The sequence below is a fragment of the Psychrobacter sp. NG254 genome (assembly GCF_015277735.1).
Taxonomy (GTDB): domain Bacteria; phylum Pseudomonadota; class Gammaproteobacteria; order Pseudomonadales; family Moraxellaceae; genus Psychrobacter.
Genome location: NZ_JADHDA010000006.1, coordinates 48,379 through 62,911, shown reverse-complemented (window position 1 = coordinate 62,911; position 14,533 = coordinate 48,379). Strand labels below are relative to the sequence as shown.

At 44.9% G+C, this 14,533-nt stretch carries 13 protein-coding genes; 4 read left to right on the top strand and 9 right to left on the bottom strand.

All coding sequences use genetic code 11. The features are described from left to right. Positions 1–17 precede the first annotated feature (17 nt). The 3 genes from urtC to urtA form a co-directional block, all read right to left on the bottom strand. A complete protein-coding gene (urtC, locus tag IP510_RS11520; protein WP_194364997.1) occupies positions 18–1,088 on the bottom strand; it encodes an urea ABC transporter permease subunit UrtC in 1,071 nt (356 codons plus the stop codon). Positions 1,089–1,098: 10 nt separating this feature from the next. Further along, positions 1,099–2,934, bottom strand: a complete 1,836-nt coding sequence (gene urtB / locus IP510_RS11515) for an urea ABC transporter permease subunit UrtB (RefSeq protein WP_413786486.1) — start codon at positions 2,932–2,934, stop codon at positions 1,099–1,101. A 216-nt stretch (positions 2,935–3,150) separates the two neighbouring features. After that, a complete protein-coding gene (gene urtA / locus IP510_RS11510) occupies positions 3,151–4,503 on the bottom strand; it encodes an urea ABC transporter substrate-binding protein (RefSeq protein ID WP_413786485.1) in 1,353 nt (450 codons plus the stop codon). Positions 4,504–4,914: 411 nt separating this feature from the next. Between urtA and IP510_RS11505 the strand changes: the two genes are divergently transcribed. Together IP510_RS11505 and IP510_RS11500 are read left to right on the top strand one after the other, a co-directional pair. Then, positions 4,915–6,567: a DUF4139 domain-containing protein gene (locus IP510_RS11505; protein WP_194364996.1), complete on the top strand. Its 1,653-nt coding sequence runs from the start codon at positions 4,915–4,917 to the stop codon at positions 6,565–6,567. Positions 6,568–6,708: 141 nt separating this feature from the next. Further along, on the top strand, positions 6,709–7,548 hold the full coding sequence (locus IP510_RS11500; RefSeq protein WP_194364995.1) for an NRDE family protein: 840 nt from the start codon (positions 6,709–6,711) through the stop codon (positions 7,546–7,548). 117 nt (positions 7,549–7,665) lie between these two features. On the opposite strand, the gene IP510_RS11495 is transcribed toward IP510_RS11500, so the two are convergent. Then, positions 7,666–8,184 carry an RNA pyrophosphohydrolase gene (locus tag IP510_RS11495; RefSeq protein WP_194364994.1) on the bottom strand — a complete coding sequence of 173 codons (519 nt, stop codon included), beginning with the start codon at positions 8,182–8,184 and terminating at the stop codon, positions 7,666–7,668. A gap of 623 nt (positions 8,185–8,807) precedes the next feature. Here IP510_RS11495 and IP510_RS11490 point away from each other — a divergent pair. Continuing rightward, positions 8,808–9,221 (top strand): OsmC family protein, encoded by a 414-nt coding sequence (locus tag IP510_RS11490; RefSeq protein ID WP_194364993.1) that lies wholly within the window; start codon positions 8,808–8,810, stop codon positions 9,219–9,221. A gap of 14 nt (positions 9,222–9,235) precedes the next feature. Beyond that, a complete protein-coding gene (locus IP510_RS11485; protein ID WP_194364992.1) occupies positions 9,236–9,661 on the top strand; it encodes an MAPEG family protein in 426 nt (141 codons plus the stop codon). A gap of 52 nt (positions 9,662–9,713) precedes the next feature. Here IP510_RS11485 and IP510_RS11480 read toward each other — a convergent pair whose 3' ends face one another. The 5 genes from IP510_RS11480 to tatA all read right to left on the bottom strand — a co-directional run bounded on the left by IP510_RS11480 (position 9,714) and on the right by tatA (position 14,459). Beyond that, positions 9,714–10,739: a tRNA dihydrouridine synthase gene (locus IP510_RS11480; RefSeq protein WP_194364991.1), complete on the bottom strand. Its 1,026-nt coding sequence runs from the start codon at positions 10,737–10,739 to the stop codon at positions 9,714–9,716. A gap of 76 nt (positions 10,740–10,815) precedes the next feature. Then, complete coding sequence (locus IP510_RS11475) at positions 10,816–12,315, bottom strand: UvrD-helicase domain-containing protein (protein WP_194364990.1); 1,500 nt, start codon at positions 12,313–12,315, stop codon at positions 10,816–10,818. Between the two features lie 268 nt (positions 12,316–12,583). After that, a complete protein-coding gene (gene tatC, locus IP510_RS11470) occupies positions 12,584–13,327 on the bottom strand; it encodes a twin-arginine translocase subunit TatC (protein WP_413786489.1) in 744 nt (247 codons plus the stop codon). Positions 13,328–13,482: 155 nt separating this feature from the next. After that, positions 13,483–14,190 carry a Sec-independent protein translocase protein TatB gene (gene tatB, locus IP510_RS11465; RefSeq protein ID WP_194364988.1) on the bottom strand — a complete coding sequence of 236 codons (708 nt, stop codon included), beginning with the start codon at positions 14,188–14,190 and terminating at the stop codon, positions 13,483–13,485. Positions 14,191–14,216: 26 nt separating this feature from the next. Further along, the gene (tatA, locus tag IP510_RS11460; RefSeq protein WP_194364987.1) at positions 14,217–14,459 is read right to left on the bottom strand and encodes a Sec-independent protein translocase subunit TatA; all 243 of its coding nucleotides are present in this window, start codon (positions 14,457–14,459) and stop codon (positions 14,217–14,219) included. Positions 14,460–14,533: the final 74 nt, after the last annotated feature.

The following is a 14,533-nucleotide window of genomic DNA, read 5'->3' as shown; positions in this document are numbered from 1 at the left end:
CGGTTTATCATTTAGCATTACTGTTTCTCCTTTTTGAAGCGATCGAACAAGCCCATAATGCCATTGGGTAAAAACAACGTCACGACGACGAACAGTCCACCTAATATCAATAGCCAAAATTCAGGGTAGGCGACGGTAAAGTAGGTTTTTACAGCATTGACCACACCAGTACCTAAGATCGCGCCAATTAAGCTTCCTCTACCACCAGTTGCTACCCAGACGGCTATCTCAATTGAGTTCACTGGGTTCATTTCACTCGGATTGATAATACCTACCTGCGGCACATATAGCGCACCTGCGATACCAGCAATGACAGCTGACAACACCCAAGCGGATAGCTTGTACCATAACGTACGGTAGCCTAAATACTGCAAGCGGTTTTCGCTGTCACGAATCGCACCGAGTACTCGACCATAAGGCTGATTCATTAAATGACGCAAACCCATATAAGAGACTAACAATGCTACGGCAGTGACAAAGCACAACATAGAGCGGGTAGAGGCAGCGGTAATGTCATAGCCTAAAAGGGTAGTAAAACCAGTAAAACCGTTGTTACCGCCAAAGCCTGTCTCATTACGGAAAAATAGCAAGGCTGCTGCATAGACCATGGCTTGAGTGATGATAGAAAAGTACACCCCTTTGATTTTTGAGCGAAAGGCAAAGAAACCAAAGATAAAAGCAACTAAGCCAGGCACTAATACAACCAGTGCGACTGCCCACCAAAAGTGCTGCGTGCCAGCCCAGTACCATGGCATCTCGGTCCAGCTCAAAAATCGCATAAAATCAGGAAGCGCGTCGCCTGCTGTCTCGCGTGTTAGGTACATGCCAAATGCATAACCACCCAAGGCAAAGTACAGGCCATGTCCTAAGCTCAAAATACCGGCATAGCCCCAGACGAGATCTAGCGCCAGAGCGACCATCGCTAGTGCCATGATCTTGCCAATCAGGGTAATCCAGTAGGCTGAAAGGTGAAAAGCTGAAGTCTCCGGCATAAGATGTAGCCAAGGCAGTATCAGTAGTACGGCAAAACATAAGCCAATTAAAACAGCACTACGCGGGGTATCAGAAAGTAATTTGGTCAGTATCATAGGATTCTCCTTATTCGACAAAGCGGCCTTTGAGTGCAAATAAACCTTGTGGCCGTTTCTGAATAAACAGAATCACAAGAACCAATAATACAATCTTAGCCAGTACCGCACCGATACCAATCTCAAGTACCGTACCACTCACACCAAGTCCTAAGGCGGCCAATACTGCGCCCCAGACTTGTCCGACGCCGCCAACGACGACGACCAAAAACGTATCAATGATATAGGTTTGACCCAGATCAGGACCTACGTTGCCGACTTGGGCAAGGGCACAGCCTGCCATACCAGCCAGCCCAGAGCCCAAACCAAACGCCATCATATCGATACGTGCAGAAGGGATGCCGACAGCACGTGCCATTTGGCGATTTTGAGTGACAGCTCGTATAAACAGTCCAAAGCGGGTCTTATTGAGTAAGTACACCAGTAGCGCTACGACGATGACCGTGAATACGATAATGGCAATACGGTTATAAGGTAGTACAAGGCTTGATGACACTTGATACGCGCCGCTGAGCCATGCCACGTTACTGACTTCAACGTTTTGCGCACCAAAAATCATCCGCACCAGTTGCATCAATATTAAGCTCACGCCAAAGGTCGCTAGTAAAGTCTCTAGCTCACGACCATATAGTGGGCGAATCACAATGCGTTCAATAATCATACCGATGACAGCGCTGACTAAAAAAGCGGCTGGAATAGCGGCAAGCAAATACCAACCTGCCATATCTGGCATATAAGCTTGAAAGAAGTTTTGCACCATATAAGTGGTATACGCGCCAATCATAATTAGCTCGCCGTGCGCCATATTAATTACGCCAAGCAGACCAAAGGTAATGGCAAGACCAAGAGCGGCCAGCAGTAAAATACTGGCCGTACTCATACCTGTGAAAATATGACCCGTCCATGTGCTGATTTCGATGCGGCGTGACACGCTAGATTCAGCATCGATAAGTGCAGCTTTGAGCGAGGCATCTAAGCCATCAGCCGCGAGAGCAGATTCAATATCGACCAATACTTGCGGATTATCACTATCAGCGAGTAGGTGTACAGCTGCAATCTGAGTGGGTAGGTCGCCGTTTTTGAAATCTATACGAGCCTGTAATGCGGTTAGTGCTTTTTTAACTTTAGCGCTGTCTTCATTTTCCGCTGCTGTTGTAATAATGGCTGGATCTACTTGGTCAATATTGTTGGCCAAAATATCGACGGCTTGTAGTCGCTGTGCAGGTTTGTCAGAAGCTAGCTTGACCTTAGCTTGTCCAAAGATGAGTGCTGAGCGTAGCGCATTGGTCAAGGTGATTTGTGATAAGTCACTAGGCCAATTTGCTGTCTCTTTTTTATCAGGATAAGTAAATAGCTGATCATCTTTATTCAGTAAATACGTTTGACCACCGTTGCCTTGATATAGCTCATCATTGGCAATGAATTCAACCAAGCTATCTAAACTTTCAACCGATCCTGGCCAATCACTTAACATGGTTTGACGCTGGCTAAAATCACCCGCCACAAATTGTTGAATGGCATCGTCTGAACTTGTAATTGTTGTTGAAGTATCTGAGATATCTGAGGTGCTGGCTTGAGGAGAAGTGGCTACGTTGACAGGTGTGACCAAAGATTGCTCACTATGAACGGTATTCGTATCGTGGTCATGTACCTGACCATCATGATCCGCATACGCTGTGGTGGTGAAAGTTGTTATGCATAATGCCATCAATGCAAGTAACCGCAGAGGCACATAAATTGAAAAATGAGCCGCCTGCTGCATGACTTCACTGACTGATGTTTTTGGACTATTACCAGGTTCGGATGATGTTCGCCCTGCAAATGGGCGTAAAGTATGGCGCTGCATGTGCGGCTCCCTGTTTTTACAGACAACAAACCCTTAGCTTCTACTACCTAGCGGACTAAGCAGTAGAAGTGTTGATAAGGTTTGGAGGTATTTAAAAGTTGAGAATAAGTGTTAAAAATAAATGTGGAGAGTAGGCGATGGGTCGTTTATTTATATCGTTTATCCAGCTGGCTACTCTCCATGCGCTTTTCAGTACCACTTTACTTAGGAGATGTTCTATTTAGGAATGTATTCGCTCCAAGGCTGCGCTTGAATGACTTCTGGCGTTTTAAAAATCGTATCAAACTGACCATCGGCACGGATTTGACCAATCATCACAGGCTTCCATAGATGATGATTTTTATCATCCATTTTCAATGTGTAGCCAGAAGGTGCATCAAACGTCTGACCAGCCATGCTGATACGTACCTTATCGACATCGGTAGTACCCGCTTTTTCAACGGCTTGTTTCCACATGTTGATACCCACATAGGTAGCTTCCATTGGATCATTGGTCACGACTTTTTCAGCATTCGGTAATTTTTGGTCTAATGCATATTGCTTATAGCGTTTGGTAAATGCGCTGTTGGTTGGGTTTTTGATCGACATAAAGTAGTTCCATGCCGCCAAATGACCTTGTAGCAGGCTGGTATCGATACCGCGTAGCTCTTCTTCGCCGACTGAGAATGCCATGACTGGAATGTCTGATGCTTTGATGCCTTGGTTGGCAAGCTCACGATAGAACGGAACGTTTGAATCACCATTGATGGTAGAAATTACGGCGGTCTTTTTGCCCGTTGAGAATTTTTTGACGTTAGATACGATGGTTTGATAATTGCTGAAACCAAATGGGGTGTACTCTTCCATGATGTCTGCATCAGCCACGCCTTTCGATTTTAAAAAAGCCTTTAAAATCTGGTTGGTGGTGCGTGGATAGACATAATCAGTACCTAGCAATACGAAGCGCTCTGCACCGCCGCCTTCTTCACTCATTAAGTACTCTACCGCCGGAATGGCTTGCTGGTTTGGTGCAGCACCCGTGTAAAAAATATTTTCTGATTGCTCTTGTCCTTCGTACTGCACTGGATAGAACATCAGTCCATTTAACTCTTCAACCACTGGCAGTACTGATTTGCGTGATACCGATGTCCAACCACCAAAGATGACATCTACTTTGTCTTGAGTGAGCAGCTGACGGGCTTTTTCGGCAAACAACGGCCAATCAGAAGCAGGGTCGACGACTACTGGTTCTAGTTGCTTACCGAGTACACCGCCATTGGCATTGATCTCATCAATGGTCATGAGTGCCGTGTCTTTTAGAGAAGTTTCAGAGATGGCCATGGTGCCAGATAGCGAATGTAAGATGCCCACTTTGATCGTGTCGCCATCAGCGGCAGGGGTAGTCGTTGTCTCTGTATTTGTTTCGGCTGTTGTCTCTGTGGCTGTCGCGGTTTCGGCAGGCTTTTGACAGCCAGCGAGACTCAAGCTACCAACGACAGCAATCGCTAATAATGAGAAGCGTGATTTGATTTTGCCGTGCAGATGAGTCTCAACAAATTGAGGATTGGCTAAAGTTGGTAACGAAAACATGGACATCTCCTAAATAAACACAAAAGATAAAATATGGCTCCTGAACACTTATTAAGAGTTCAAGTTCCGTGCCAAGTAAAAAAAGCCAATAATCGTGTAATAATTGAGCAATAATTAAGTATTGTTTAAGATATTCATTAATTTAGTGCACGATTACTAATAAATTGCACCATAACAGGGAAATGGATAAAAGTTTGGTGCAGTGTAAAATAGATGAATGATTGATAGGCAGTCCGTTATTGCTAAAATGCTATAAAACGGCTACGGTATTGTTGGGAAGAGAAGTACTATTAGCCCCTAAATAATGTTTTTAAGCAATATTGGCCTGATGCTATATATTGCCGCTTTTTTATTCACCAGCAGATTCTTGCGCTGATGCCATGATGGATTTTTATTTCTAAGGAATGATGTATGAACGCACGATTAGCACAGTGTTCTATCTCTATGGATAATGCCAGCTTACGAAAGCTGAGCAAACAGATGACTAAAACTGCGGCAATGCCACTTATTTTTTTGAGCACTGCTGCCTTTGGATTGTCTAGCGCCCAAGCTGCGGTGAGCATTGTGGAGAACGTGACTATTTATCAAGGGCTTGCCAGCGTGACACGGGCGCTGCCGATTACAGGTAGCGGTGAGCAAACCGTTGTATTTTCGTGCTTGTCACCGCAAATGGACAAAGAGAGTCTGAGCGTACAGGCGGTGGGTAACGTCAACGTCGGTGAAATCAGTATTGAGGAGCTAACAGGAGAGCAAGCAGCCCAGTGCCAATATCAAGGGGATGCCAAGGTACAAACGCAGCAAAACACCTTAGCCAATATCAATGCTGAATTAGAAGCGGCCCGCTTAGCGAAAGCCTACTTGCAGAATTTGACCAAAGCCACGCAAGTCAATACGGACAGTACGATTGCTAATAACGCGCGTGATATAGAGTCTCAAGCGACCAGTATTAACCAAAGAATTTTAGAGATTCAACAGCGGCAAGCGCGTGCGCAAGACGCACTGAATCAGCTGATGGCAGGTAGTGCGACATCAACCTTTAATAATGTGACACAGGTGAGTGTGCGCACGGCCAGTCGCACGCCAAGTACCCTTAAATTGCACTACCAAGTGCGCGGTGCAGGTTGGGAGCCTGCGTATCAAGCGCGTCTAAATACGAATAGCGAGCAGTTAAGTATCACGGCCTCTGCGATTATCGCGCAGCAAACGGGCGAGAATTGGACCAATGTACCTTTGACCCTCAGTACCGTGAACCCCAACCAGAGTACGACAGGGCAACTGCCGTATGTGCAGCGTCTGTCATTATATGAAGAGAATCAAGATGCTCAGGTTAGACGTGAGTCACCTATGATGGATGCTGCTCCTGTTATGATGGCAGAAGCGGCTTATACCAAAGGAGTAGCAGCGCCTATGGCACCGCTACCGAATTTCAGCGTTAGTAGTCAAAATAAAAATGGCATCATTGAGTATCGCTTACCGCAGCTGGTCAGTATTCCAAGTGATGGCAGACGGGTACGTACAGTGATTGGAGAGCAATCTGGTAGCAGTAAGCTATGGATTCGCAGCACACCAAGCGTCGAGACAGCCGCCTACTGGTATGCATCAGCACCATTCCTAACCCCAGAATGGGTCGATGGTTCGCTACAGCTGTACCGTGATGACAATTATGTGGGTCAGTCACGTTACAATTATCAGATGCTAAAAGAGCAAGGGATAGGTTTTGGTAGCGATTCAAATATGATGGTCAAAGAGCTGACCAATGAAGACAAGCAAGGTGAAAAAGGTGTGCTAAACCGCATGCAAACACTGACGACTACTAAGTCCTACCAGTTTACCAATCAGCATAATCGCGGTGTGCGCTTACAAGTATTGGGCAGTGAGCCTATCAGCCGTGATGACAGCTTAAAAGTTGCAGTCACTCATACGCCGCTTGTGACCGAGCGAGATTGGAATAACAATCAAGGCATAGTGGCATGGGAGTTTGACTTACCAAGTAAGCAGTCACAAGTGATACGCTCGACGTCTCAAATCAGCTATCCTGCCAATAAACTATTGAGTGGCAACTGATAAGCAATGCCTAATGAGAGTGTGTTCTCGTTTTAAAAACGATGATAAAAATGAGCACACGTCTTGGCAAATAAGGTCACGACCGTAACCTGATTTGCTAAAAGTATTGGTATAACAGAAGATTATTATAAAAGGAATGCTATGTGTATTGTCGCCATTGCTTGGCAGTTATTTGATGAGTTGCCATTGGTATTATTGTCCAATCGTGATGAGTTTTTTGAGCGTCCAACGGATCGGCTGCACCAGTGGTCTGACCAGCCTATTTATGCCGGACGTGATCAGCAAAGCGGCGGCACTTGGCTAGGGATTCATCGGCAGCCAGTAGCAATAGAAAATATGGAGCATCACGAGCAAAACGGACGCTGGGCAGCAGTTTTAAATTTTCGTGATGGTGTGCAGGCAGGGACAGATGAGCGTTCGCGCGGGGCGTTAGTGACTGATTTTTTGACAAGTACGCTTAGCCCAATGGATTTTGCTCGTCAACTTAATTTACAAGCGTATGCAGGCTTTAATCTGATTGTTGGCGATACGTCACAAGCCGTCATTGTCAATAATCGCGGTCATGCGCCAACGCCATTGTATGCAGGTTTGCATGTGCTCTCTAATGGTCAGCCAGAGGACAGTTGGTTTAAGACGGAAAAACTGCGAGGAAGACTGCGCCAAGAGGTGTTACCGCTCATTGCCGAGGACAGCAGCGACGATTACTGGCAAGAGGCCGCCTTTGACGTATTATCTGATAGTACACCCGCACCAGCAGAGGATTTGCCAAATACTGGCGTAGCAATTGATATCGAGCAAATGCTGTCTTCTATTTATATTGCTCCTGTTGCGTTTGCGGATAGGCAAGCCAACCAGCCCACTTATGGAACACGGACGCAAAGCATTCTGACGTTGCGCAAAGCCGAGAATAAAGACAGAGATATGCCTTCAACACTGGTGGCCCAAATAGTCAGTCGTGAATGCAACTCTGGGTCAAAGTAAAGGTATCACTATGAAAGAAAATAGATGTTGTTAAACTACAGCCAAAAAAATACCCAGGGTAATCACTAATTCTGCTAGCGATTATCGTGGGTATCTGTATTAATGATGGTAGGTGGTTTACATCAACAAATGATTGTCCTGTTCAGGGATAATCAGTTCTTGCTTTAAGGGAAGCTCGCGTACCAGTTCTTGCAAGGCACGGCGATAAACGCCTCGTTTAAAATGAATCACTTGTCCAAGTGGATACCAGTAGCTGACCCATTGCCAATGGTCAAATTCTGGCTTCCCTTCATCGAAGCGGATATGTTGTGTGTTTGGCTCATCTAAGCGCAGCAAAAACCATTTTTGTTTTTGCCCAATACATAAGGGTTGCTGACCGTGTCGCACGTAGCGTTTAGGCAGTCGATAACGCAACCAATCTTGCGTCACTGCCAATAATTCCACATGACGCGGATGTAAGCCGACCTCTTCCCAGAGCTCGCGATACATTGCATCCATCGGCGTCTCTCCGCGATCGATACCACCCTGCGGAAACTGCCAAGCGTTGTGACCAATACGTTTTGCCCACAGAACCTGCCCTTGTGTATTTGCCAAGATGATGCCGACGTTGGCGCGAAAGCCGTCTGCATCTATCATGACTAAACCCTTTTAATGTGTTTAAAAATAGCTTGTCTTGTACTTATGTTTTGACAGTAATCGTAGTTATTATAAGGTGATTGTTATCAATATAAGCTCAAAACGAGACTCATTACCGTCATTAAACCAAGAAACAAGCAAAATGTGTAACAGTATTTTGCTATAAAATGTTTCGTAAGTTTTACCTTTTAAAATCAAGTATTTATAAATAGACTTTTGTGGGTTTTAAACGAGTTATATGGATAAGGTATAGCCGTAGATTAAATAGTAGAGAAATGCTCTATAACGGATTCTACTTAAAATCGACACCCACATATCTGAATGTCGCTATGAATACGGCTTATGTACTACCCGTAAGAATGATAAAGACAGTACAAATGATAGTAATCGCACGGTAGTTGATTCCAAAGTGGGCCGACTACAAAACATTAGCGCCATAAAATCTTGCTTTGGCCTGTGCTACACTAGCCTATCTATATAGATTTAAACGATGATCACTCTAAAAATAACAGTAGTATAATCGCACTTAAAATGTCAGTTTATAGGCTTGAGTGTCTCTCACACATTGAATCAACGATATAATAAACACATAATATACCTATCAGAATAAGGACAAAACAACCATGTCAGAATCAAAAGCAAGTGTCGTATGGCAAGAAAACAAAGCCTTTATGGGCGTGTCACCATCAGGACATAATGTTCAGATCGATGCAGACAAAGAAAAAGGCGCCAGTCCGATGGAGCTTATTCTATTAGGGCTTGGCGGCTGTGCCAGCTATGATGTGATCTCGATTTTAGAGAAGTCTCGTCAAGAAGTGACCGATGTACGTTGTGAATTGACAGCCCAGCGTGCTGAGACAATCCCAGCGGTCTATACCGATATTCATATGCATTTTGTCGTGACAGGTCAGGATATCAAAGACAAGCAGGTTGAAAAAGCCATCCATTTATCAGCAGAAAAATACTGCTCAGCCAGTCGTATGTTAGTAGCAGGTGGCGTTAACATTACTCATGATTTTGAAATCATAGCAGGCTAAGGGCTCATATAATAATGAATGCATTTTTTGAGTTGGTGTCTAATACGTCAGCGTCCGCTATCTGGGCGATGGTGGCAGCAAGCTTACTACCATGGCTAGTATCCATCGTGGCAAAAGCATCTGGCGGTTTTAAAGTCAGAAATAATGCACATCCTCGCGATTTTTTTCAAAATGCGACAGGCGTGGCGGCACGCGCTAATGCCGCACAGCAAAACAGCTATGAAACCTTACCGATATTTTTGGCCGCCGTATTAACAGCTATGCTGTTCTTCGTACCGCAGTCAATCATCAATATATTGGCATGGCTGTACGTGCTGATTCGGATTGGTTTTTGCGTGGCTTATATCACCAACTTATCGATGTTTCGCTCTATCCTTTGGGCGTTATCGATGGCTTGCTGTTTGATGCTGTTCTATTTAGCGATTCGAGTGAGTGTATAACGCTTGAGCGTTAACTTTATACGCCCTAGATCAATCAACTATAAGCAGGTGATTATTGTTGTATGCTAGATTGTAGCGCACTGATAATCACCGCTTTATTTTTTTCTCGTTTGATACTGTCCCATAAAACTTTTGCTTCGCTATAGCCTTTGATGAGCATCGCGAGCCATTGCTTGTAACGACCCACCAATATCACCTCAGTTTTAGCCCGACCTTCCAAAAATTTTATCTGATGGCTGACCATTGCTTCCCACGATAACGTTGCCGCATTCAGCATGGCATCATCTGAACCGCAATCCACACGAGCAACCAAATCTGGACGGGTAACCGCACCGCGACCTAACATTAAATGTTCTGTACCTGCTTGCGCCATACAGTTCTGTGCATGTTCTGCGTTCCATATTTCACCATTGGCGATGACTGGAATATCGAGCGCATTGAAACTTTGAACTTTGTCCCAGTAGGCGGGTGGCTTATAGCCTTGGGTTTTGGTTCGTGCATGAATGGTCAGCCAATCAGTACCACTGTCATTAATCGCGCCACGAATATCATCCATTCTACTGGTGTCGGTATAGCCTAAACGTATCTTGGCCGAGACTGGAATGTCGGCAGGTACTGCTTGACGCACCGCGCTGATAATCTGATACATGGTTTCGGGTTCATCCAGTAATACTGAACCACCACGATGGCTGTTTACCGTTTTAGCAGGGCAACCAAAATTGATATCAATGGCAGGTGCACCAAGCTCAGCAGCATAAGCAGCATTGTCTGCCATGAGTTGCGCTTCGCTGCCTAAAAGTTGCAAATGAATCGGTGTGCCACAGGCAGTCTTGGCATCATGACGCAATTCTGGTACGTATTTATAAAATACATGCGCGGGCAAAACATGCTGGGTCACGCGAATAAACTCGCTCACCGACCAATCATAGGGACGGCCTAAGTCTGCCGCAATCTGCGTTAGAATTTGTCGCATCAATGGATCGGTCAATCCTTCCATTGGCGCAAGTAAACGGACGGGGTTGGCAAATAGCTGGCTGATGGTGTTTTGACGTGCTTGAAGTTGCTGATTATTATTCATGCTTGTTGTTCACTGCTAAAAGGTTACTATAACGAAAGATAGAATGAAACTTGAGATTGGCAGAGATGGAGGATAATTAAGTCTTACCAAAAATAACTTTCTTGCCTGTCTGCAATCCTGATATCAAGTCTTTAATATTATGAATGTCCAAATTGCTCTGGGCACGAGTGCAAGCGACATATAGTAAGCGCAACTCTTCTGGACTTATCTTGACCGCATTGGTGGTGACATCATAATAAAAGTCATCGTCCAACTGCACCTTTCCCCATTCAAGCCCTTTGGCTTTGTGAGCAGTTGAGATGACATAGTCAGCGTTTTCAATGCTGGTCAGACTATTGACCGCTTGACTCAAGACATTGGTACCGTGGTCATCGACTAGTTTGACCAGAGTTTTGAGATCGCTGCCTTCATTGGTTTCGGCGTATTCTTGCACATCGCCCCAATTATAAAAGTATGCCAGCTCAGGTACACCATAAGCAGACTTGCCATTTTTTAAATTTTCAGCTGCTTGACAGAATTTTAGCATGCGATCGGTATCGGCTTGCAGCGCCACTCTATGACCGAGTTTGAGTCCAGTCAATAATTGCGACATCGCAGCGGCATTGGTGCGACATAGAATAGCGTCTTTTTTACTGTGCACCATGCCTTTGTCAGTAGAGGACTGTTTATTAGGATTACCCTTAAGCGGCACATCTTCTTGCAATGCCTTGAGCAGTGTATTGGCAACTTCTGCAATTGGCTCACCAAAGCGAAAAGACTGCGTCAATAAGGTTTGCGGCAGTGGCAGTTTTTTCATGGCATTGACCGCACCGCGCCACTCGTAAATCTGCTGATGCGCATCGCCTACATAGATGACCTGTCTCGGTTGTTGAGTCAAAATCCCCATCATCAATGGATCTGCATCTTGCGCTTCATCAAACAAAATAAAATCCGCTGGAATGCTTGGCTTAGACAATGCCCAAAGCTTCAGATAGATATCATGCCCGATGCCAGCAGGATGACGCGCATCAATCGACTGTAACCAACGATGCTCTACGGCAGGGTAGAGCATCTCACGCAATTGCTCTGCATCTGACTCATCGAGCCAACTTGGAAACAATATATGCCTAGGTGCAGGGTAGCTGGCATGCGTACTACAAAAATTGCTCACTGCATCACTGACAAACCGCGACAATCGCGCTGGCGTAAGTGTGATGTATTTATTAACCCCATCCATTTGCCGACGTACTTGGACAGGTTGCAAGCCCAAATCGTCACCCAGACGCTTAGGTGAAAAGCGCGGTAAGGAGAGTTTTGCGGTAATGTCACGCGCGACATGACGATAGGCAAGCGAATGAAAGGTGCGACACTCTACATGTGGTGGAAACTTTGAGCGAGCATCATTGGCAATCGTTTTGTTAAAAGCTAAATATAAGCCGCGTCCACGCAGGCGCTCACCGATTAGCTTTAATGTCGTGGTTTTACCAGCACCCGCATAAGCCACCACTTTGAATGACTTGTGATCCATCGCCATATTGAGCGCATTCAATTGCTCATCAGTGGGATCGCTCATATAAGCTGGCATCGATGCGGACATAATAAAACTACCTAATACAAAAAATGATTAAAAACAAAGGGGGCAAAAAAAGCCACTGGATAAACAATGGCTTTTAAATAATAGCTTATAAAGGATGGTACTAAAACGTACTAACTAAAATATGATAATAAGCATGTGGCTTATTTGTGGGATAAGAGTCAAACAATACAAGAACCAGATTAAACCATGGACTTATGCAGGCCTAATCTTAGTAAGATACGCACCAGTCAGTGGTGCTATTTTAATACAAATCATCGTGTTAAGGGCTTTATTTTTTATCGCTCAATACGGATGCTAGAGCAGGGCTAGGTGCTTCTTTGATCAGAATCTTCGATAAAAACAAACCAAGCTCAAACAATAACCACATCGGAATGGCTAGCATCAGCATCGACACGCCATCGGGCGGTGTGACGACTGCTGCCACGGCAAAACAGCCCACAATGATATAGCGGCGTTTGTCTTCTAGACTCTGAATGGAGACAATGCCAGTCAATATCAATAGCAAAGTGACGACCGGAATCTCAAAAGTTAAGCCAAATACCATAAACAGTTTTAGCGCAAAGCTTAGATAGCTGTCGATATCTGTCATCGGTAGGACGTTTTGCGGGGCGAACATAATAAAGAATTTCAGAACACCTTTGAGCACAACAAAATACGAAAAAGCCACCCCTGCATAAAACAGAAAGATAGAGGATAGTAGTACTGGAATCGCGATTTTCTTTTCTTTTTTATATAGACCAGGCGCTACAAACGACCAGATTTGATACAAAATATAAGGCATAGCAAAGAATGCAGCGACAAAGACCGTCAGGCGTATCGGCGCCATAAAGTTAGAGGTAATATCAGTGGCAATCATCGTCGAGTTGGCAGGCAGCTGTGCGACTAAAGGATCTGATAGTAGATTATAAAGCTCGCGCGAATAACCGACTAAAGCTAAAAATATCACCAATATCGCCACACATATTTTGATCAAATGCCGACGTAACTCAATCAAATGCTCAGTGATAGGCATGTCACCCAGTGAGCTTAAGACATCAGTAGAGGCTGTCTTTTCAGTAGTTTCGGTATCGTTGATAGGCTCACCGTTTCCCAAAGTCTGCCCATTTTCGACCGTATCCGTACTAGTCAGTTTTTCTTGGCGGCTTTTTGTGCGTTTGAATAATCCCATCAGTTAGTCTCCTGATCATTGACAGAAGACGGTGTGCTTACTGGACTGTTTAATAAGGTATCGGCTTTATAATTCGGCAGATAAGGTGGCATAGGTAGCCTGCGTGCTTTGTCATAAGCACCGAGTCTAAACCACATGTTTTCCCAAGGACGTGTGACAATCGTTAGAGTGGCAGTCTTTGGAATGTCAGTGACTGGAGCGCCCGATACTTTACTATGCTCATCGATCATGTTTGCATCATCGTTGATATCGGATGCTACCGTATCAGCCTCTAGGGTTTGATGACTGTCTGACATCTGACTATTTTGCTCATCAGTCGCGTAGGCGTAGTCAAATGCTTTTGGTTTGGCTGCTTGATGTGGATGCCGGGTACCATCACTGTCATGAGACTGCGAGTCATGTGATGTCTTTAGAGAATGGCTTTGTGAGTTTTCAAAGGCTTTCATATTGCCACGCATTTCAGCCATCTCACGCTTCATGTCGGCCTCAGTTTGGCGAATTTTGGCAAGCTCTTTTTGCATCTGTTGGCGTGTCTCTGCCAAGTCGAGCTCAGCCTCTATTTCAGACTGCAAAGTAGACACCGTACGTCTAATTTTGGCATACCACTGCCCAGCAGTACGCGCGGCTTGCGGTAGCTTTTCGGGGCCTAATACAATCAAGGCAATCACCCCAAAAAGGAGTAGTTCAGAAAACCCAATATCAAACATAATGTTCCGGTATCACTGTCTAGATGCTATACATTGTGCTTATCATCAACCTTAGTGGTTGCTGGGCGCTCTTCGGTATGTGCCGTGCCATCATGGTCGAGAACCACCTGTTTTTTGGCATGCTCAGTATTTTCGTCTTTGACCGCTTCTTTAAAGCCTTTGACAGCACCGCCCAAATCTTTGCCAGCATTTCTGAGTTTTGAGGTGCCAAATACGACAACCACAACGACCAATAGTATCAGCCAATGTGTAATAGAAAAACTACCCATAATGGTATCCTTGTGACTTGGTTTTCAGTCTTTATACGAGTGACGTTGGTTCCATATAAGGATTATGAATGAAA